Annotated in this window: 14 protein-coding genes; 7 read left to right on the top strand and 7 right to left on the bottom strand. The window is 73.1% G+C overall.

All coding sequences use genetic code 11. The annotated features are described in order from the left end of the window. Positions 1-44 precede the first annotated feature (44 nt). The 5 genes from ABZT17_RS15180 (at position 45) to ABZT17_RS15160 (ending at position 9,036) form a co-directional block, all read left to right on the top strand. The gene (locus tag ABZT17_RS15180; RefSeq protein ID WP_356348610.1) at positions 45-1,760 is read left to right on the top strand and encodes a fatty acyl-AMP ligase; all 1,716 of its coding nucleotides are present in this window, start codon (positions 45-47) and stop codon (positions 1,758-1,760) included. Next, positions 1,757-5,932 carry an acyltransferase domain-containing protein gene (locus ABZT17_RS15175; RefSeq protein ID WP_356348501.1) on the top strand — a complete coding sequence of 1,392 codons (4,176 nt, stop codon included), beginning with the start codon at positions 1,757-1,759 and terminating at the stop codon, positions 5,930-5,932. The genes ABZT17_RS15180 and ABZT17_RS15175 overlap by 4 nt, the downstream gene beginning before the upstream one ends. Before the next feature lie 21 nt (positions 5,933-5,953). Further along, a complete protein-coding gene (locus ABZT17_RS15170) occupies positions 5,954-6,940 on the top strand; it encodes an alpha/beta hydrolase family protein (protein ID WP_356348499.1) in 987 nt (328 codons plus the stop codon). A gap of 122 nt (positions 6,941-7,062) precedes the next feature. Next, positions 7,063-8,313 carry a helix-turn-helix domain-containing protein gene (locus tag ABZT17_RS15165; RefSeq protein WP_356348497.1) on the top strand — a complete coding sequence of 417 codons (1,251 nt, stop codon included), beginning with the start codon at positions 7,063-7,065 and terminating at the stop codon, positions 8,311-8,313. Positions 8,314-8,394: 81 nt separating this feature from the next. Next, on the top strand, positions 8,395-9,036 hold the full coding sequence (locus ABZT17_RS15160) for a cutinase family protein (protein ID WP_356348494.1): 642 nt from the start codon (positions 8,395-8,397) through the stop codon (positions 9,034-9,036). 86 nt (positions 9,037-9,122) lie between these two features. On the opposite strand, the gene ABZT17_RS15155 is transcribed toward ABZT17_RS15160, so the two are convergent. Then, positions 9,123-10,841, bottom strand: a complete 1,719-nt coding sequence (locus ABZT17_RS15155) for a hypothetical protein (RefSeq protein ID WP_356348492.1) — start codon at positions 10,839-10,841, stop codon at positions 9,123-9,125. 230 nt (positions 10,842-11,071) lie between these two features. Between ABZT17_RS15155 and ABZT17_RS15150 the strand changes: the two genes are divergently transcribed. Continuing rightward, positions 11,072-12,460 carry an MFS transporter gene (locus ABZT17_RS15150; protein WP_356348489.1) on the top strand — a complete coding sequence of 463 codons (1,389 nt, stop codon included), beginning with the start codon at positions 11,072-11,074 and terminating at the stop codon, positions 12,458-12,460. Positions 12,461-12,509: 49 nt separating this feature from the next. Here ABZT17_RS15150 and ABZT17_RS15145 read toward each other — a convergent pair whose 3' ends face one another. From ABZT17_RS15145 to lnt, 4 genes are all read right to left on the bottom strand, one after another. Then, positions 12,510-14,453, bottom strand: coding sequence for a GAF domain-containing protein (locus tag ABZT17_RS15145; protein ID WP_356348486.1), 1,944 nt, complete (start codon positions 14,451-14,453; stop codon positions 12,510-12,512). Between the two features lie 76 nt (positions 14,454-14,529). Next, complete coding sequence (locus ABZT17_RS15140; RefSeq protein WP_356348484.1) at positions 14,530-15,330, bottom strand: 3-hydroxybutyrate dehydrogenase; 801 nt, start codon at positions 15,328-15,330, stop codon at positions 14,530-14,532. Between the two features lie 55 nt (positions 15,331-15,385). Further along, positions 15,386-15,865 (bottom strand): NUDIX domain-containing protein, encoded by a 480-nt coding sequence (locus ABZT17_RS15135; protein WP_356348482.1) that lies wholly within the window; start codon positions 15,863-15,865, stop codon positions 15,386-15,388. A 10-nt stretch (positions 15,866-15,875) separates the two neighbouring features. Beyond that, positions 15,876-17,498: an apolipoprotein N-acyltransferase gene (gene lnt, locus ABZT17_RS15130; RefSeq protein ID WP_356348480.1), complete on the bottom strand. Its 1,623-nt coding sequence runs from the start codon at positions 17,496-17,498 to the stop codon at positions 15,876-15,878. A gap of 245 nt (positions 17,499-17,743) precedes the next feature. Here lnt and ABZT17_RS15125 point away from each other — a divergent pair, with 245 nt between their 5' ends. Next, entirely contained in the window at positions 17,744-18,811 is a 1,068-nt protein-coding gene (locus ABZT17_RS15125; protein ID WP_356348478.1) for an O-antigen ligase family protein, read from the top strand. A 9-nt stretch (positions 18,812-18,820) separates the two neighbouring features. Here the strand turns inward: ABZT17_RS15125 and ABZT17_RS15120 are convergent, their stop codons facing one another. Both ABZT17_RS15120 and ABZT17_RS15115 read right to left on the bottom strand, forming a co-directional pair. After that, a complete protein-coding gene (locus tag ABZT17_RS15120; protein WP_356348475.1) occupies positions 18,821-19,354 on the bottom strand; it encodes a hypothetical protein in 534 nt (177 codons plus the stop codon). Positions 19,355-19,444: 90 nt separating this feature from the next. Then, positions 19,445-20,230, bottom strand: a complete 786-nt coding sequence (locus ABZT17_RS15115) for an aspartate/glutamate racemase family protein (protein WP_356348473.1) — start codon at positions 20,228-20,230, stop codon at positions 19,445-19,447. Positions 20,231-20,242: the final 12 nt, after the last annotated feature.

Here is a 20,242-nt window from a genome sequence, read left to right as displayed (position 1 = left end):
CAACCGCCGCGCCCCGCAAGCCGACCATGTGAGGAGCCATGCCCGTGGAGAGCCGCCGCCCCCCACTCGCGCCCGCCCACCGGAGTCTGCCGGAGTTCGTACGACACTGGGCCGGGACGACCCCCGACCGCCGGGCGTTCACCTTCGTCGAGCATCCCGCGCCGGGTTCGCGCGGTGTCCACCGCACGCTGACCTGGCGCCGCCTCGACCTGCGGGTCCGGGCGCTGGCCGCCCGGCTCGCGGACGGTACCGAGCCCGGGTCCCGGGTCGCGCTGCTGTGCCCGCAGGGCACGGAGTACGTCACCGGCTTCCTGGCCGCGCTCGCGGCGGGGCTGGTCGCCGTACCGCTGTATCCACCGGATCTGCCCGGGCACGGCGACCGGCTCTCGGCGGTGCTGGCCGACGTGAGCCCCGCGGTCGTCCTGACGACCAGTCAATCTGCCGATCGGGTAAGGGACTTCTGTACCGGCGTGCGGACGCGGATCGTCCTCGCCGACGAGGTGCCCGACACGGCCGCCGACGACTGGCGGCCGGTGGCACCCGCCGCCGTCGCCTATCTCCAGTACACCTCCGGTTCGACCCGCACCCCGGCGGGCGTGGAGATCACCCACACCAATGTCGTCACCAACGCCCGCCAGGCGCTCGCCGCCTACGGCGCCGACACCCACCCGATCACCTGTGTGGGCTGGCTGCCGCTCTACCACGACATGGGGCTGGTGCTGAGCGTCGCCGCCCCCGTGGTGCGCGGGATGCCGTCGGTGCTCATGGACCCGGTGGCGTTCCTGCACGAACCGGTGCGCTGGCTGAGGCTGTTGGGATCGCATCCGCGTGCGGTGAGCGCGGCCCCCAACTTCGCCTACGACTACTGCGCCTCGGCCGTCACCGACGCGCAGAAGGCCGATCTGCGGCTGGGCGACATCGCCGCGCTGATCAACGGCAGCGAGCCGGTCCGCCCCGGCACCGCCGACCGCTTCCACGCCGCCTTCGCCGGCCAGGGACTGATGCCCGAGGCGCACTGTCCGTCGTACGGGCTCGCCGAGGCCACCGTCTTCGTCAGCGCCGCCCGCCCCGGCGAACCACTGCACCGCTTCGCCCTCGACCGGGACGCCCTGACCGCCGGGAAGGCGCTGCCCGCCCGCCCCGACGACCCCCGCGCCGTCCTGCTGGCGGGCTGCGGCACACCGGCGGGCCAGCACATCCGTATCGCCGACGCGGTGACGGGTGCCGTGCTGTCCGAGGGGGAGGTCGGCGAGATCCAGGTGCGCGGGCCCAACGTCGGACGCGGCTACTGGAACCAGGAGGAGCACTCCCGGCGGGTCTTCGGCCCGGACGGCTGGCTCAGGACCGGCGACCTCGGGACCGTGCTCGACGGGCAGTTGATCGTCACCGGCCGGCTGAAGGACCTGATCGTCGTCGACGGCCGCAACCACTACCCGCAGGACGTGGAGGGCACCGCCCAGGACGCGCACCCGGCGATACGGCCGGACCGGCTCGCGGCCTTCGGGACACCTGGCGGTTCGGGCGAGCGGGTGGTGGTCGTCGCCGAGCACGTCCGCACCACGCCCCTCGCCGAGATCGACGTACCGGCCCTGGTGCGTGCCGTGCGGTCCGCCGTCTCGGCCCGGCACGGGCTGCGGCTGGCCGATGTCGTCCTGGTCGCGCCGGGCACCGTGCCCCGGACCTCCAGCGGCAAGGTGTCGCGCGCCCGGACGCGGGAGCGGTATCTGGCGGGCGCCTACGCGACGGAGGGTGCGCGGTGAGAGCCGTCGACGAGGAGGCCGTTCGCCTGCTGATCGCGGAACGGGTGGCCGCCTGGGCCGCCACCTCCGCCGAACTCGCCCCGATGGACCGGCCGTTGGCGGATCTGGGCATGTCCTCGCGGGACGCGGTCGTACTGGCCGGGGAGCTGTCCCTGCTGATCGGGCGGGAGTTGCCGGCGACGCTGGTGTGGGAGGCGCCCACCGGGGAGGCGCTGGTCGCCCGCCTCCGCGGCACGGGGGAGCCTGCCCCCGCGACGCCGGTGCGGATGCAGGTGATCTCCGGCGAGCCGGTGGCCGTCGTCGGAGTCGGCTGCCGGCTCCCCGGCGGTGTGCACGGGCCCGACGACTTCTGGCGGCTGCTCGGCGAGGGCGTCGACGCGATCCGGCGCGTCCCGGAGGACCGCTGGCGGGACTTCACCCCCTTTCCTCCCACCGACGCGCTTCCCTACGGCGGTTACCTCGACGACATCGCCGGGTTCGACGCGGACTTCTTCCGCATCACCCCGCGCGAGGCCGTCGTGATGGACCCGCAGCAGCGGATCCTGCTGGAGGTCGTCCACGAGACGCTCGACCACGCCGCCGTCCCGGCCGCGTCCCTCGTGGGCAGCAACACCGGTGTCTTCGTGGGGGTTTCGTCCCCCGAGTACGGTCAACTCACCGGCGCCGACGCGGAGTCGGTGGATCCCTGGGCCCCGGCGGGCGCCGCGCTCAGCGTCGCCGCGGGACGGCTGGCGTACGTCCTGGACACCCGCGGACCGAGCATGGTCGTCGACACGGCGTGTTCCTCATCGCTGGTCGCCGTGCACCACGCGTGTGTGAGCCTGCGCACGGGCGAGAGCGACCTGGCGATCGCCGCCGGGGTCAATCTGCTCCTGTCCCCCACCGTCACGGTCGCGTTCCGGCGCGCGGGAGCGCTCGCGGCCGACGGCCGCTGCAAGCCGTTCTCCCCGGCGGCCGACGGCATCGGCCGCGGCGAGGGCTGCGCCGCCGTCCTCCTGAAGCGGCTGTCCGACGCCGAGCGGGACGGCGACCGGGTACTGGCCGTCATCCGCGCCACGGCCGTCAACTCCGACGGCCGCTCCAACGGCCTCCTCGCCCCCAACCCCGCAGCCCAGCAAGCCCTGTTGACGACCGCCTACGCCCGAGCCGGTGCCGTTCCGGCGCATGTCGACTACGTGGAGGCGCACGGGACCGGCACCCCGCTCGGCGACCCGATCGAGGCCGGCGCGCTCGGCGAGGTCCTCGGCGCGGACCGGGACCCCGACCAGCCGCTGCTGCTGGGCTCGGTCAAGGGCAACCTCGGGCACCTGGAGTCGGCGGCGGGCGTCACCGGGCTGGTCAAGACCGTCCTCGCGCTGCACCACGACCGCATTCCGCCGTCCCTGCACTGCGCCGAGGGCAGTGCGCTCGACGACGTGCGGCTGCGGGTGGTGACCGAGCCCGAGCCATGGCCGCGCTACGGCGGCACGGCCATGGCGGGCGTCTCCGGGTTCGGCTTCGGAGGCACCAACGCCCATGCGGTGGTGGAGGAATGGCGCCCCGCGCTGCTCAGGTCGCCGTACGAGCCGACCACCCGGCTGCATCCGCTCTCCGACCTCGACGGGGAACGGCTCCGGGACACCGCGTCCCGGCTCGCCGACTGGCTCCGGACGCCCGAGGGCACGGGTGCGCCCCTGGCCGATGTGGCGCGCACCCTCGCCGGGCGGGTCGGGCGGGGGCCGGTACGGGCGGCGGTCGTCGCCCGCGACCGTGACGAACTCGCTGACGGTCTCGCCGCGTTGGCGGCCGGTGTGCCCCATCCCGGAGTGGTGGCCGACGACCGGGATCGTGTCGGACGCGGACCGGTGTGGGTGTTCTCCGGGTACGGCAGCCAATGGGTCGGCATGGCACGGCGACTCCTCGCCGAGGAACCCGCCTTCGCCGCCGCCGTGGAGAAGGCGGACGCCCAACTCGCCGCGGAGTGCGGCCTGTCCCTCTACGACCACCTCGCCTCCGGCGGCGGCCTCGACCGGCTGGAGGTCGCCCAGCCGGTCCTCTTCGGACTCCAGGTGGCACTCGCCGAGCTGTGGCGCTCCTACGGCGTCGAACCCGCCGCCGTCATCGGCCACTCCCTGGGCGAGGTGGCCGCCGCGGTGTGCGCGGGGGCGCTCGACCTGTCGGACGCGGCACGGATCGTCGCCGTACGGGCGCGGCTGCTCAGCCGGCTGCGGGGCGGGGCGATGGCCGTCGTCGACCTCGAGGACCGTGAACTCGACGCTCTGGAAAGCGACTTCCCCGGTGTCCACGTCGCCGTGCACTCCTCGCCCGGCCAGAAGGTCGTCACCGGCGAGGAGGAGGCGGTGGCCCGCCTCGTGCGGCGGCTGGAGCGGGAGGGGCGGGCGGCTCGGGCCATGCGGGTCGCCGGTGCCGGGCATTCGCCGCACGTCGATCCGCTGTTACCGGAGCTGGCGGACGCCCTGGCGGAAGTCCGGGGCCGGCCACCCCGTGTCCCGGTGTACTCCACCGTCCTCGACGACCCGCGCGGCGACTGCGCCTTCGACGCCGCCCACTGGGTCGCGAACCTCCGTCGCCCGGTACGCCTGGACCGGGCCGTCGCGGCAGCCGCGGCCGACGGTCACACCGCGTTCGTCGAGATCTCGCCCCATCCGGTGCTGCTCCGCGCCGTCACCGACACCGCGCCGGGAGCACTCGCCCTCGGCACACTGCGCCGGGACGGCGACGACTCCGCGGCCTTCCTCGCCCAGTTGGGCGCGCTGTATGCCGCGGGCGGGCAGCTGCCGCCACCCACCGGCCGCGTCATCGACCTGCCGCTCCCCCGCTGGCGGCACGTCCGGCACTGGTGGACGGACCGGCGGGCGGCGGCACCGCTCGCGCCGAGGGGCGGAGTGGCGGAGGCCGGCGTGGCGGGGACCAGTGTGGCGCAGACCGGTGGCGCGGGGTTCGCCATCGCGGAGACCGGTGCCTCGAAGGCCGGTGCGGCAGAGGCCAGTGGCGCGGGGTTCGCCGTCGCGGAGGCCGGTATCCCGAAGGCCGGTGGGGCCGGAGCCGGTGGCGCGGAGTTCGGTGTGGCGCAGGCCGGTGGCGTGGAAGCCGGTGCGGTGCGGGCCGATCCGGCCGGGGACGATTCCGTCGCCGCCCGGCTGCGCCATCACATCGCCGCCGTCACCGGTCATACGCCGGCCCGCCTCACCCCGGCCACCTCCCTCGCCGACCTCGGCCTGGACTCCCTGATGGCCGTCCGTATCCGCACCGCCCTGGAACGCGAGTTCCGGACCGAGCTGCCCCTGCGCGAACTGCTCGGTGCCGCCGACATCGGCCAGGTGGCCGACCGCCTCCGACAGGCGCTCCCGGCACGGGAGACACCGCCTCTGCGTACCCTGCGCGCCACCGGCACCCGGCCTCCCCTCTTCCTCGTCCACGCCGCCGGTGGCACCACGGACGTCTACCGGACCCTCGCCGAACGCCTGGGCGACGACCGCCCGGTCTACGGACTGGACCGGATCGAGGAAGCCGGCTCGATCCCCGAGAAAGCACGTCACTACGCCGATGCCATCGCTGCCGCGCACCCCAACGGCCCCTGTCTGCTGGGCGGTTGGTCCTTCGGGGGCTTCGTCGCGCAGGAGACGGCACGGCAACTGGTGGCCGCGGGACGGGAGGTGGAGCTGGTGGTCCTCCTCGACTCCGTACGGCCGCTCCCCGACCACGCCCCGGCGGACCGTGTCCGCGCCCACCTGACCGGCTTCGCCGCCCACGTCGCCGACGCCTACGGAGTCCGGCTGCGGCTGCCGTACGACGAACTGGTCGCGATGGACGACGACGGCGAGCGCATCGACGCCGTGCTGCGGGTCCTGCGTGAGGCCGCCGAGGTGCCCGTCGCTGCGCTGGAGCATCAGCGTTCCTCCTATCTGGACCTGAGGACCGGCGAGGCGCACCGGCCGCAGCGCTACGACGGGCGGGTGGTGCTGTACCGGGCCACCGAGCCCGCTCCGCACACCGTGCGCGATCCGGCGTACGAACGGGACGACGAGACGCTCGGCTGGGACGAGGTGTGCCCGCGCCTGACCGTCGTACCGGTCGCCGGGCATCACCTCTCGCTCCTCGATCCTCCGCAGGTCGACGAGCTCGCCGCCCTGCTCCGGCGGGAGTTCGCCCTCGCCGACCAGACCCGATGAACCGGAACCCGAGGAGCCGCCATGTCCCCCCGCCGACGCACCGCCGACGCGTCCACGCACACCCCCGACGCGACCCGGCACTCCGCCGGGCCGTCCCGGCGCACCGTCACCAAGGCCGCGGCGACCGCCGGTCTGGCCGCGCTCCTCGGAGCCGCGACCGGCACCGCGCGGGCCGCCACACAACTCACCGCGCGCACCTTCGACGTGCCCGTGGCGTCCACCGCGCTCGGCCGCAGCGCGCCGGTGCGGCTGATCCTGCCGTCGGACTTCGACGCCAGGCCCACCAGGACCTACCCCGTGCTGTATCTGCTGCACGGCGCCCACGACGACTACACCTCCTGGACCCGCGAGACGGACATCGAGGCCTTCACCGCGGGCCGGGACCTGATCGTGGCGATGCCGGACGCGGGTCCGACCGGCATTCCCACCGCCTGGGCCGGCGGGCCGGACTATGAGACCTTCCAGGTCACGGAGGTGCCGGCACTGCTCGCCCGCAGCTACCGGGCCTCCGGGGTGCGGGTCGTCGCCGGGGTGTCCACCGGAGGCTACGGCGCCATGGCGCACGCGGCCCGTCATCCTGGCGCCTTCGCCGCCGCGGCCTCGTACAGCGGCATCCTGGACACCATGTTCCCCGGTGTGCCGACGATCGTCGACGCCATCGTGGCCCGTGAGAACCTGGCGCCGCTCTCGCTGTGGGGCAACCCGGTCCTCAATCTGCTCACCTGGCAGAACTTCAACCCCCGGGCCCGCGCGACGGGACTGCGCGGCACCCCCCTGTATGTGTCCAGCGGCAGCGGTGTGGCCGGCGGCTCCGGCGACTGGCTGCCCGAAGTGCTGGAGAGCGCCCTGTGGCCGCAGGCGCACAGCTTCACCGACGCCCTCGACCGGCTCCGGATCGCGGTGACCAAGCACTTCTACCCGGGAGGGGGACACAGCTGGGCGTACTGGAAGCAGGAGTTCACCACGTCCTGGCCGATGCTCGCCGGTGCGCTGGGAGTGCCGGAGTGATGTCGGTGCCGTCGGGGCACGGAACGGAGCGCAGGGGGGCCACGTCCAACACAGGACTTGCCCCTCGCCCCACGGACAACGGTCCGCGGGTGAGCCCGTTCCGGGTGAAAGGAGTGTCCTCGATGGCCGTTCCCACCCCCCGCGGTGGATCGGCCGGCCGGGCGGCGCCTTCGGTGCCGCCCGATCTGGCCGACTTACTGCGCGCGCAGCTCGACTCGGTCGCCGACCTGGTGGAGGCGGAGGTGCGCAGGCAGGTCCCCGAGTACGCGGGACCGGCCGACGGGGCCTACGCCAGGAACCTCCGCGCCGGTGTGGTGCAGGCGCTGACCCTGTTCGTCGACCACATCGCCGACCCCCGCGGCCGGGGCGACGCGATCGCGGCGACGTACCACGCGCTCGGGCGCGGGGTGGCCCTGGAGGGCCGCAGTCTCGAGGTGCTGCAGTCCGCGCTGCGGATCGGCGGGCTCCAGGCCTGGCGGCTGATGGGGCTCAAGGCCGAGGAGCTCGGCCTCGACTCGTCGGTGGTGGCGGCCCTGGGCGAGCTGGCGTTCCGGACCGTGCACGAGGTCGCGGAGGCCGCCGCCGAGGGGTACGCGGAGGCGCGGCCGCACAGCACCGAGGAACTGGAGCGGCGGCGCCGGCGACTGCTCGGCCTGCTGCTCGGCGAGGGGCCGGTGTCGCGGGAGGCGGTGCAGGATCTGGCGCACGGCGCGCGCTGGTCGGTGCCCCGGCACGTCGCCGTCGTCGCCCTCGCCGCCGGAGCCGAACAGCGCGAGGAGGAGCGGCCGTTGGCGGCCGCGGGGGCGCTGGTGGACGTGGAGTCGCGGCCGCCGCGGATGCTGGTGCCCGACCCGGACGGCTCGGGCCGCTTCTCCGGGCGGGCCTTCGCCCTCGCGCTGCGCGGCCGTCCGGCGGCGATCGGGCCCACGGTGCCGCTGCTGGAGGCCGCGCAGTCACTGCGCTGGGCCTCCCTGGCACTGGGGCTGATGGGTCGCGGAATCCTGCCCGGGCAGGGGGTCGTCCGGTGCGACCAGCATCTGTCGACGCTGCTGCTGCACAGCGACGAACCCCTTCTCACCCAGCTGGAGGCGCGCGCCCTCGCCCCTCTCGACCGGGTCTCCGAGGGACAGCGCGCCCGCCTCGCGGAAACCCTGCTGGCCTGGCTGCTCAGCGGCAGCAATGTGCCCGACGTCGCCGCCCGTCTCCACATCCATCCGCAGACGGTCCGCTACCGGCTGCGCCAATTGGAGAAGCTCTTCGGGGACTCCCTGCACGACCCCATTACCCGTCTGGATCTGATTCTGGCGCTGCGCGCGGACGCATTGCGTATGGACGCAACAAAATCCGTGGAGTTTCTGAATTCCCGTCCATAACACCCTTTCGAAGAACGCGAATACGTTCGGGACGTCCTTTTCCGCAGGCGCGTGACGCGCCCGACCCTCAAAGGATTCCCCATGCGTATCCGCTTGTGCCTCGCCGCGCTCTCCCTGGTCGGCGGGGCCGGACTCACCACCCTCTCGGCGCCCGCCGCATCGGCGGCGACCTGCTCGGACATCGATGTGGTCGCGGCGCGCGGCACCTTCGAACCGGGCACACTCGGTGCCATCGTCGGCGACCCGGTGTATTCCGCGCTGCAGCAGAAACTCACCGGCCGCAATCTCTCCAGCTACCGGGTGAACTATCCGGCCGATCTCTCCCTCACCTCGGCCGCGCAGGGAAACGCGGACCTGGTGAACCACGTCGCCGGCCAGGCCGCCGCGTGCCCGAACCAGCGCTTCATTCTCGTCGGGTATTCGCAGGGCGCGAACGTCGTCGACAATTCCATCGGCATCAGCAGCGACGGCGCGGTGGTGGGCAGCCCGATCGTGGCGACCATTCCCGCCGCACTCGCGCCGAGGGTCGCCGCGGTGCTCCTGTTCGGCAACCCGATCCGGGCGCTGGGCAGGAGCGTCACCGGCACCTACCAGAGCCGCACCATCGACTTCTGCGCCCAGGGCGACCCGATCTGCGAGAACGGCGGTGGCGACGTCCTGGCCCATCTGAGCTACACCTCGGACGCCGGCGCGGCGGCCGACTTCGCCGCGACCAAGGTCTGACGACCGGCGCAGGGGCCCGGGAGGTGATCCTCCCGGGCCCCTGAGCGCTGCCTGACGGCCGCACTCCGACGGTGGTCGCGCGGTGACTACCCCGGGGTGCGGGCGAAGCGCGCGAGGTTGGTGGAGACGGGTTCGGGCCGCCCGTCGTTCTGCACGGGCGCCGCGGTGAGCACGTCCAGGTGCTGATAGCCGTCGGCGACCACGGGGTGCAGGTCGGCGGGGATACGCCCGGCCAGCAGTCCGTCGCCCGCGAGGACGGTCAGGGTCGGATTCGCGGTCAACCCGTCCGGATGGACGACGAGTTGCCTCACCTGGGGTGAGGTGGCCAGCTCGATGTCGGTGACGAGCTTCGTGGGGAAGTACTGCTCGGTGAAGTCCAGGGGCTGCCGGGCCAGGCTGCGTGCCAACTCCTGGATGTCGCTGACCTCTTCGCCGGCGTCGGTGAAGGGCGTGCCGTCGGACGACCGGTAGCGCGGGTCGTCGGCCGCGCCGACACGGTCGTAATCGCGCCATGTGTACAGCGGTCCGTGGGGCTGGGCCGGGATCGCCTTGTACCGGGTGCCGAAGAGGGCCGGCTGCGCCGTACTTCCGTTGGTGGCGGGGAAGTTCTTGTCGGTGACCGGGCCGCCGTCGAAGAACCCGACGCTGCTCTGCAGAAAGGCGAGCGGTACCGAGTTGTCGTCCAGCAGGGCGCCGAGTACCGCCTCGTTGGTGAGCCGGAAGTCCTTCACGGCGGGCGAGCCGCTGAGGAACGTGGCCGCGTCCTTGGAGAACAGGAAGCGGTTGGTGGCGTCGATGTCGGTGGTGGAGGGCAGATAAACCGGCAGATCCGACTCGCCGTTCGGATTCTGCACCGCGCCCACCCCGGCGATGGCGAGCAGGGTCATCGTCTCGGGGTTGAGCAGGACCGGCGCGGACAGCGAGCGCGGGAGCACTCCGCTGTCGAGTCCGGCCTGGACGACACCGTATCCGAGGCCCACGTCGGGCAGATCGGTGTCGGACGGGACGCTGCCGCTGAGGTCCGCGAGCGAGGTGGAGACGGTGGTGTCGAGGGCGAAGTAGCCGGCGCACTGGTTGTATCCCGCGTCGGCGGTGGTGGCGGGATCGCCGTCGAAGTCGGCCGCCGCGAAGTATCCGGTGATGACACCGCCGAGCGAGTGGCCTCCGCACAGCACCTTCCGCTTGCGCAGGCCCTGGTCGGGCAACTCGGCGGTGAGCAGGTCGTACTGGTCGCGTACGGTCTGCCGGATGCCGAGCTGCGCCATCCAGCCGAGCTGGTCGTTTCCCGCGAAGCCGGCGAAGGTGCGGCCGCCGACCTGTCTGCCCCGGTAGTAGTCGACGGCCGTGTGCTGGTCACCGGAGTCGATGCCGGTGTGGTCCTCCAGGCAGTTGGAGCGCCGGTCCAGGGCCCAGAACTCGATGTGCCGCCCCTGTTCGGCGGCGCGGGCCACGGTGTTGCGGGCGACGCTGTCGAAGGCTCCGGCGCCCTCCAGGATCCCCGGCTGGGCGACCAGGATCCGGTCCGCGCCGGCCGAGGCGGACGGCCCGTCGGAGGAGCGGTAGCGAAGGTACGACAGCCAGTCGCACGCCGCCGGACGCGCGCCGAAGGACACCGGCAGCGGCGCCTTCACCCGCACCACCGACTCGGTGATCCCGGCGACCGCACTCACCGGTGTCTCGGTCCGGGCGTCGTCTCCATGGGCGTCCGGGGCCGCCACGGTGAGCGTCCCGGTGGTCAGCAGCACCGCCAGCGCGGCGGTGCGCAGGGTTCTCGGGGTTCGTCCCTTGCTGCGACTCGTGTTCATAGCCGGACGGTAGGGCCGGGTGGGCCGTGTGATCGGCCGGTGCTCACAAAGGCTCAGCTCCTGGTGCCGTGTTTGTCACCAGCAGCGGACACCCGCACGGAAAGAGGTGGGCGACGAACGCACACCATGCCCGCCAACTATGTAGCCCCGCCATATGTGCGCCCGTCGGGCCCGTTCCTACGGTGTGCCGATACCCACCCGTCCCCACCGCACACGAGGAAGTGGCGCACATGGCCTCCGCAGCAGCATCCGCTCCTCCGACACCCGCCCGCCTCAAACGCGTCGTCGCCGCGAGCCTCATCGGCACCACCATCGAGTGGTACGACTTCTTCCTCTACGGCTCGGCCGCCGCACTCGTCTTCAACAAACTGTTCTTCCCCGACTCGGACCCCCTGGTCGGCACACTCCTGTCGTTCCTGACCTACGCCGTCGGATTCGCCGCCCGCCCGCTGGGCGCCCTGGTCTTCGGGCACTACGGCGACCGGGTCGGCCGCAAGAAGCTGCTGGTGCTGAGCCTGCTGCTGATGGGCGGGGCGACCTTCGCGATCGGCCTGCTGCCCACCCACGCCACGGTCGGCACGGCGGCACCGGTGCTGCTGACCAGCCTGCGGCTCGTCCAGGGCTTCGCGCTCGGCGGCGAGTGGGGCGGCGCCGTCCTGCTGGTGTCCGAGCACGGGGACGCGCGGCGGCGGGGCTTCTGGGCCTCCTGGCCGCAGACCGGGGCCCCGGCGGGACAGCTCCTGGCCACGGGAGTGCTGTCGCTGCTGACGGCCGTACTGTCGGACGACGCCTTCGGCTCGTGGGGCTGGCGGATTCCCTTCCTGCTCTCCGGCGTACTGGTGACGGTCGGTTTGTGGATTCGCCTCTCTGTCGATGAATCCCCGGTCTTCCAGCGGGCGTTGGCGCGGGCCGAGGCCCGCAGGACCGCCGGGGACGCAGGGGACGCAGGGGCCGAGAAGCTGCCGCTCGTGTCGGTGCTGCGCCACCACTGGCGCGATGTGCTGATCGCGATGGGCGCCCGCATGGCGGAGAACATCAGCTACTACGTCATCACCGCGTTCATCCTCGTCTACGCCACCACGTCCGCGGGTGTCTCCAAGCAGACCGCCCTCAACGCCGTACTGATCGCGTCGGCCGTGCACTTCGCGGTGATCCCGGCGTGGGGCGCGCTGTCCGACCGGGTCGGACGGCGTCCGGTGTACCTGTTCGGCGCGGTCGGCATCGGTCTGTGGATGTTCCCGTTCTTCTCCCTGGTCGACACCGGCGGCTTCGGCAGTCTGATCCTCGCCGTCACCGTGGGGCTCGTGCTGCACGGCGCGATGTACGCGCCGCAGGCCGCCTTCTTCGCCGAGATGTTCGCGACCCGGATGCGCTACTCCGGCGCCTCCATCGGCGCCCAGTTCGCCTCGGTGGCCGCCGGTGCGCCGGCCCCGCTGATCGCGACCGCGCTGCTGGCCGACTACGACAGCTCCACGCCGATCGCGCTGTACGTCATCGCGGCGGCCGTGCTGACGGTCGTGGCGGTGGCCGCGGCCAAGGAGACGCGCCGCCGGGACCTGGCCGACGTCGAATCGCCCGCGGGAGTGGAGCCCGCCGGGGCGGAAGCCGCGGACGCCTGAACCGTCTGAGCGAGCCCCACCGGCCCTCGCACGCCCTCGCGTGCGGGGGTCAGGGCTGTACCGACAACTTGTGCAGACGGAGGGCGAGTTGGATCTCCAGGGCGCGGGCGGGGTCCTGCCAGTCGTCCCCGAGGAGCCTGCCGACCCGTTCCAGTCGCTGGGCGACCGTGTTGACGTGGACGTGCAGTTCGTCCTTGGTGCGGGCCGGGCTCATGCCGCAGGTGAAGTAGGCGTCCAGGGTGCGCACCAGGTCGGTGCCGCGGCGTTCGTCGTAGGCGACGACCTGGCCGATCGTGCGGTCGACGAAGCCCGCGATGTCCCGCTCGCCGGCGAGCAGCAGACCGAGGAAACCGAAGTCCTCGGCGGCGGCGCCGTCGCCGGCGCGGCCGAGCAGGCGCAGGGCGTCCAGGCAGCGTCGGCCCTCGGCATAGGCGGCGGCCACGGCGTCGGGACGGGCGGCCAGGTCCTCGACGGGGGCGGAGGCACCGACGGTGACGGGCTCATGGACGGCGGTGCTCAGGTGGCGGGCGGTGCGGCGGGCCACGTCGGCCGCGCCGGTGCCGGGGGCGAGGGGCAGCAGCAGGACGGTGCCGCCGTCACGCGCGGCGGCCAGGCCGTGCCGGGTCGCGGCGAGGTGGGAGGCGGCGGACCAGAGGCGTCTGCGGGAGGCCGCCTCCTGGTCGGCGTCGGCGGCGGGGCCGTCGAGGCGGGCGGCGAGCACGACATGCAGGGCGTCGAGGTCGGCGTCCAGCCGGGACGCCCGTTCGCGCAGCAGGCGCGGATCCCGGTCGCGGGCGTCGAGGAGGTCGTCCAGCAGTTCGCCGCGGACACGCTGTTCGGCCTCGGCGGCGGAGCGTCTGGCGAGGAGCAGCAGCGAGGTGACCATCGCCGCGCGCTCCAGCGTGCGCTGGTCGACGGGGTCCAGACCGGGGTGGCCGCGCAGGACGAGCGCGCCGAACAGTTCCCCGCCGGCGGCCACGGCGGCGATCCAGCCGTCCTCGTGCCGCACGGCGTGTCCGTCGGCACGGGAGGCCTCCAGGGCCGCGGTCGGGGTGACCGCGGCCTCGGTGAACTCGACCGTGCCGTCGAGGACCTGGGAGACGGCGGCGGCCACGTCGTGCACTCCGCCGCCGCGCAGCACCAGTTCCGCGAGCCGGTCGTGGATGTCCGAGGCGCGCTCGATGACACCGCTGCGGTCCCGGATGATCTCGTTGGCCCGCTCCAGGCCGGCGAGGGCCGAGCGGGTCTCGGTCAGCAGGTTCGCGGTGTCGATGGCGGCCGCGGCGAGCGCGGCGAACGAGCCCAGCAGCGCGATCTGCTCCCGCTCGAAGACCCGCGCGCGGCGGTCGGCGGCGAAGAGGACACCGATCACGTGGTGCCCCAGCGTCAGAGGCACTCCGAGGATGGCGACCAGTCCCTCGTCCCGCACTCCGGTGTCGATGGTGTGCGTGTGCTGGAAGCGGTCGTCCTTGAAGTAGTCGTCGGTGACATAGGGGCGGGCCGTCTGCGCCACCAGGCCGCCGAGCCCCTCCCCCATCCCGAGTCGCAGCTGCTGGAAGCGGGCGGCGACCGAGCCCTCGGTCACGCGCATGTAGGTGTCGCCGCGCTCGGGGTCGTTCAGGCTGAGGTAGGCGACGTCCGTGCCCAGCAGCGAGCGGGCGCGCTGGACGATCGCCCGCAGTACGGCGTCCAGGTCCCGCAGTCCGGCCAGGTCATGAGCCGTCTCGAAGAGCGCGGACAGCTCGGCCTCCCGCCGGCGCCGCCCCTCCAGCTCCGCGCGCACCCGCAGCGCGACCGCCTTGGCCCGCTCCAGCGCGGCGATCGCCTCGGCGGAGCGCCCCTCGGCGCGGGCCAGCAGCACCGGCTGCTCGTAGGCGTCCACCGACGCGCCTCTGGCCAGCAGTTCCAGGAACGGCGTCTCCGCGCCGGTGGGCGTGGCGGACGGCGCCACGGTGTCGGGGCGCTCGGCGGACTGCAGGTGATCGCGAGACATGTTCACAGGATTCCCCATCGTCCGGCCGGCCCGTCTGTCCTGTGGACAACTTCCCTCGACCCGAACAGACGTTCGCTCAGTGGGCGGTCCAGCCGCCGTCCAGGGTGAGCGAGGTGCCGGTCACGAAGGAGGCGTGGGGGCCGCACAGATAGGCCACGGCCTCGGCGACCTCTTCCGGCTCGACGAGCCGTTTGACCGCGCTGTCCTGCAGCAGCACCTCCGTGAGGACGCGCTCCTCGGGAATGCCGTGCGCCCGCGCCTGATCGGCCAGCTGGCGCTCGACCAGGGGGGTGCGCACATAGCCGGGGTTCACACAGTTCGAGGTGACGTTGTGGGCGGCGCCTTCGAGGGCGGCCGTCTTGGACAGCCCCTCCAGACCGTGTTTGGCGGCCACATAGGCCGACTTGTAGGGAGAGGCGCGCAGCCCGTGCACGGAGGAGATGTTGACGATCCGGCCCCACCGGCGGCCGTACATGTGCGGCAGGGCTCCGCGGATGAGCCGGAAGGGTGCCTCCAGCATGACCGTGAGCACGGTGTGGAAGACGTCGGGCGGGAACTCCTCGATGGGGCGCACCAGTTGGAGGCCGGCGTTGTTGACGAGGACGTCGGTACCGGCCGCCGCCTGTTCGGCGGCGTCGAGATCGGTGAGGTCCAGCACGAGCGACTCGACGCCACCCGCCAGGCCCCGGGCCTGTTCGGCCAGGGTCTCCAGGCCCGCGGCATCCCGGTCCACCGCTCGCACCTTTGCCCCGGCGGCCGCCAGCCGCAGCGCGCACGCGCGGCCGATGCCGCCGGCGGCACCGGTGACGAGGGCGGTGCGCCCGCCGAGGTCGAGAGCGGAGTCGTGGGGGGAGGGCAGGGCGCTGGGCGGGGTCATATGTCGACCATAGGCAGCGCCCTCAACCGCGCCACATATGGTGGCGCCCCACACTTCAGCCGATAGTCATAGGGTCAAACCATGTGGGGCCCTCCGACAGGGCCTGCTTGATCCGGAGCAGCGCGAACTCGTTCAGTTCCGGTAGGGCGTCCACCTCGAACCAGCCGACCTCGAGCGACTCGTCGTCGTTCACCCGGGCTTCGCCACCGACGGCCCGGCAGAGCAGCGAGATGTCCATGTACTGACAGGTGTCCCCGTTCTCGTACGTGACGGCCCTCAACGCCTGGACGACGAGCACGCGCTCGACGACACAGTGCACTCCCGTCTCCTCCTGGACCTCGCGCACGGCGCACGCGGCGGGCTGCTCGCCCGGCTCCGGGATACCGCCGATGAGCGACCACTTCCCGTTGTCGGAGCGGCGGTTGAGCAGCACTCTGCCCCCGTCGTCGAGGACGACGGCGCTGATGCCCGGGAGCCACAGCAACTGATGGCCGATGGAGGACCGCAGATCACGGATGAAGTCAGGGGTAGCCATGATCCCGACCCTAGCTGGCGGTGTCCGCCCCCTCGGTGCGCCGCCCGCGCACTCCCGCACCGATCGCCCAGCCCAGACCGGCCGCCGCCACCAGCACCAGCGCCATCTCCGGCAGGATGCCCAGCTTGGTGGCGGGCGTCTCGGACGACCGCAGCGGCACCTTCTGGACCAGGTAGGCCGGCACGAACATGCCGGTCTTCTGGGTGATCCGTCCGTCCGGCATGATGATCGCGCTGACGCCGCTGGTGACCGGCACGGTGACGGTCCGGCTGTGCTCGACGGCGCGGATACGGGACATGGCCAGCTGCTGGTAGGTCATCTCGCTGCGGTCGAAGGTGGCGTTGTTGCTGGGCACGGAGATGATCTGGGCGCCGTCGGTGACCTCGGAGCGCACGGCCCAGTCGAAGGCGGCCTCGTAGCAGGTGACCAGGCCGACCTTGGCGTGGTCCATGGTGAACACGCCGGGCTTGGTGCCCCGGCTGAAGTCCTGGCGGACCATCGAGGTCCAGTTGCTGTTGATCGCGCCGATGAGCGAGCGCAGCGGCAGGTACTCGCCGAAGGGCTGGATCTGCCGCTTGTCGTAGGTGTCCGTGGGCCCCTTCTCGGGATCCCAGAGGATCTGCTCGTTCCACAGCTTGCCGTCCCGCTCGACGACACCGCCGACCGAGATGGGCACGCCGATCGCCTTGGCCGCGCTGTCGATGACGGCGTAGGCGTCGGCATTGGCGAAGGGGTCGACGTCGGAGGAGTTCTCCGGCCACAGCACGAAGTCGGGCCTGGGGGTCTTGCCCGCCTTGACGTCGGCGGCCAGCTTCTTCGTCTCGCGCGCGTGGTAGTCGAGGACGGCCCGCCGCTGCTCGTTGAACTCCAGCCCGGAGCGGGGCACATTGCCCTGGATGGCCGCGACGGTGGCGTAGCCGTCCTCGGCCTTGTCACTGACCAGCGGCTGCGCGGCCACCGCGCCGACCACCGGCACGGCCACGCTCAGCAGCGCCACCGCGGCGGCCGAGCGCCGCACGACCCGGGTGCGCCGCCCCTCGACGACCAGCCGTACGACCTCGCACAGACCGAAACCGCACAGGACGACGGCGAAGCCCAGTACCGGTGTCCCGCCCACCGCGGCGAGCGGCAGGAACACCCCGTCGGCCTGGCCGAAGGCGATCTTGCCCCAGGGGAAGCCGTTGAACGGCACACGCGCGCGTGCCGCCTCGCCCGCGATCCATATCGCTGCCGCCCACACCGGCCAGGCGGGCAGCCTGGACACCACGGCGACACCGGCGCCCACCAGCGCGACGAAGATCGCCTCGATCGCCACCAGGGCGATCCACGGCACCGGGCCGACCTCCACTCCGGTCCACACCAGCAGCGGCAGCAGGAAACCGAGGCCGAAGAGGTAGCCGAGGCCGAGGCCCGCCTTCCAGCTGCGGCCGCGCAGCAGCCAGCCGAAACCGGCGAAGGCGGGCAGGGCCAGCCACCACACGGTGCGCGGCGGGAAACTGACGTAGAGGAGCACTCCGCAGAGCGCGGCGGCGAGGGCCGGAACGAGGCGTACCAGGCGCGCCGCCCGCGCTGCGGGCGCGGTCTGCGGCTGTCGCGGGGCCGACTCGTCCACGGGGGTTGCGGTGACGGTCACTGTGGGAGTGTACGGCGGGTGACCTTGGCGCGGACAGCGCGGTCCGGATGGCAGCACAGGGGTGCCGTGAGCCCCGGCCGCCGCATCGTTCCTGCACAACTCGGCGCAACTCATCCACAAAATCTCCATCAGCGGTTACGGTGTGCCCAGCCACAGTCGTCCGAGCCGGTCACGGCCTCGACGGGCGGATCGTGCGAGGTCGGGGGGATCGGTCGGGTTCGGGGGGCGGGGTGGGTTCCACGGGGATGACGTCCGACGCGGGTCCTGGGGAGGACAGCGAGAGACGAAACGTTTCGGACGCGGCGGGCGTCGTGGTCCTGGGCGCCTGCGCCACCTGGTCGCTGATCACGGCGACCCTCCAGGAGGGGCGTCCGGAGGGCGTGCTGCTCGCGGTGCTGGCCGTGGCCGCCGGCTATTCCGCCGGCCGGATCTGCGGGGCGCTGCTGCCGGTCGCCGCGCCCTGCGCCGGGGCCCTGGCCGGGCTGGGCCTGGCGGTGGCCGTGCCACGACTGGCTCCGGGTCCGCAGATCGACGCGCCCCTCGGGCCCGCCGGAGCCACGGCGGGCCTGCTCACGCTCTGCGTCGGCGCCGCGTGCTGCGCCGCGTGGACGGCGGGATCACCGGTCCTGCGGATCGCGCTGAGCACCCTGGCGGTCGGGATCACGGTGGCGTCGACGGTGCTCGGATCGACCAGCGCGTTCCTCACCTGCGCCGCCGTACTGCTGTGTTCGTCGGCCGCGGGCCGGATGCGCAGCCGGGCGCTGGGGCTGACCGGGCTGGCCCTGACCGCGGCCGTGGCGACCGGCCTGACCTGGGCGATCGCCGGGAACGCGCTGCCCGACGGGCTCACCGAGTCGCTGGAGGGCCAGCTCACCCAGCACCGCGTCCAGCTGTGGCAGGACGCCCTGGGCATGGCGCACCACCATCCCGCCCTGGGCGTGGGCCCGGGACGGTTCGGGGAGCTGAGCACGACGACCGCCCACACGCTGCTCTCCGACGGCAAGCCGCACTCGGCGCTGCTGCAGCAGGCGGCCGAGGAGGGCGTGGTGGGTGTGGCGCTGCTGGGAGCGACCTTCTGCTGGGTGCTGTACACACTGTGGCGCTCCCCGCGCCCCACCCCGGTGGTGCTGACCGCCGGAGCGGCCCTCACGGGACTCGCGGTCATCGCCTCGGTCGGCAACGCGCTGAGCTTCACCGCGGTCTCGGTCGGCGCGGGGCTGCTGGCCGGTCTCGCCACCGCCCGGCCGCTCGCCGAGGAGTCGCCCGAGCCGGAGACGCGGGTACGGCCGCGCGGCGACCGGCTGACCCCGTGACGCCGCGGATCAGTGCGAGCTCGGCCGCAGCCGGTCCCTGATGACCCGTACGGCGGCTTCCGCGTTGTCCACCGTGATCGTGAACGTGTGGCCGTCCCAGAGCCGCAGGACGACACCCTCTCCACGGCGTACGACGACCGCGGTGCCCTTCTCGGGCCGCCAGCGGTAACCCCAGCCGCCCCACTGGCGCGGGGTGACGTGGGGGGCGAACTCGGCGCCGGCCACATGGTCGAGGGGGATACGGCGACGCGGCACACCGATGTGGCCGCACCGCACCTCGAGGGACTCCTTGTCGAGCTTCAGGTCGACGTGCACGAAGGCGAGGGTGCCGAAGATGACCAGCAGCCCGGCGGCGATGCAGCCCACGACGGACATGACCAGCGGGGCGACGCCCGAGGTCCAGGCCGAGTCGACGGCCAGCTCGATGCCGAGCGCCAGGAAGGCCGCGCCGCCGAGTGCCAGCAGCCACTGGGCCCGGTTGGTGGCGCGTCCGGTCCAGATGTCGGGGTGCTGGGCGCGCTCGTCGTGGGGGTGGTCCCTCATACCCATGAGACTACTCAGGTTTCGCAGCGGGGGTACCCGGTCGCGGAGAGTCACTGGGCCGACCAGGTGCGTCCGGCGCGCCACCGTCGGTCACCGGGCGGGGGTGACCGCCTTGAGGAAACGTCCCTCCTCATACGTCAGCGCGGTCTCGGGCAGCTCGCCGGTGCGCCCGCTGAGCAGCACCGTGAGGCCGCCGTCGGCGGGGGCGTCGGGGGTGGGCTGCGCGCCGATCCTGCGCAGTCCCTGCGCGACCACGGCGCCCGCGGTGCCGTGCAGGATGAGCGGCGGCCGGCCGGGCCGCTGCACGGCGGACCGGATGCGCTCGGCGACCAGTTCGTAGTTGGTGCAGCCGAGGACGAGGGTCGTGATGTCGCCGGGGGTGAGCGCGGCGGCCGCGGCGACGGCTGCCTCGATCGCCGCCTCGTCGGCGTGATGGACGGCGTCGGCGAGGCCGGGACAGGGCACTTCGGTGACGTCCACGCCTGCGGCGAACTCGGCGATGAGACCGCGCTGATAGGGGCTGCCCGTGGTGGCGGGGGTCGCCCAGATGGCGACGGGGCCGCCGCCCGCGGCCGCCGGCTTGATCGCGGGCACGGTGCCGATGATCGGCAGCTCGGGCTCGAAACGGGCACGCAGCGCGGGCAGGGAGTGCACGGACGCGGTGTTGCAGGCGACGATCAGGACGTCGGGGTGGTGCGCGGCGGCGGCCCCGGCGACGTCCAGGGCGCGCTCGGTGATGTCCTGCGGTGTGCGCGGACCCCAGGGCATTCCGTCGGGGTCCCAGGACAGCACGAGATCCGCGTCGGGCCGCAGACGGCGCGCCACGGCGGCGGCGGGAAGCAGACCGATTCCGGAGTCCATGAGCGCGATCTTCACCCGGCCACGATA

Source organism: Streptomyces sp. NPDC005648, from assembly GCF_040605395.1.
Taxonomy (GTDB): domain Bacteria; phylum Actinomycetota; class Actinomycetes; order Streptomycetales; family Streptomycetaceae; genus Streptomyces.
Note: the sequence above shows the minus strand (reverse complement) of the source record. Positions and strands in the feature narration are given on the sequence as shown.

Coding starts and splice junctions, on each gene's coding strand:
- ABZT17_RS15170 (WP_356348499.1), top strand. CDS start 5,954: ATGTCCCCCCGCCGACGCACCGCCGACGCGTCCACGCACACCCCCGAC.
- ABZT17_RS15165 (WP_356348497.1), top strand. CDS start 7,063: ATGGCCGTTCCCACCCCCCGCGGTGGATCGGCCGGCCGGGCGGCGCCT.
- ABZT17_RS15160 (WP_356348494.1), top strand. CDS start 8,395: ATGCGTATCCGCTTGTGCCTCGCCGCGCTCTCCCTGGTCGGCGGGGCC.
- ABZT17_RS15155 (WP_356348492.1), bottom strand. CDS start 10,841: ATGAACACGAGTCGCAGCAAGGGACGAACCCCGAGAACCCTGCGCACC.
- ABZT17_RS15150 (WP_356348489.1), top strand. CDS start 11,072: ATGGCCTCCGCAGCAGCATCCGCTCCTCCGACACCCGCCCGCCTCAAA.
- ABZT17_RS15145 (WP_356348486.1), bottom strand. CDS start 14,453: ATGTCTCGCGATCACCTGCAGTCCGCCGAGCGCCCCGACACCGTGGCG.
- ABZT17_RS15140 (WP_356348484.1), bottom strand. CDS start 15,330: ATGACCCCGCCCAGCGCCCTGCCCTCCCCCCACGACTCCGCTCTCGAC.
- ABZT17_RS15135 (WP_356348482.1), bottom strand. CDS start 15,865: ATGGCTACCCCTGACTTCATCCGTGATCTGCGGTCCTCCATCGGCCAT.
- ABZT17_RS15125 (WP_356348478.1), top strand. CDS start 17,744: ATGACGTCCGACGCGGGTCCTGGGGAGGACAGCGAGAGACGAAACGTT.
- ABZT17_RS15120 (WP_356348475.1), bottom strand. CDS start 19,354: ATGAGGGACCACCCCCACGACGAGCGCGCCCAGCACCCCGACATCTGG.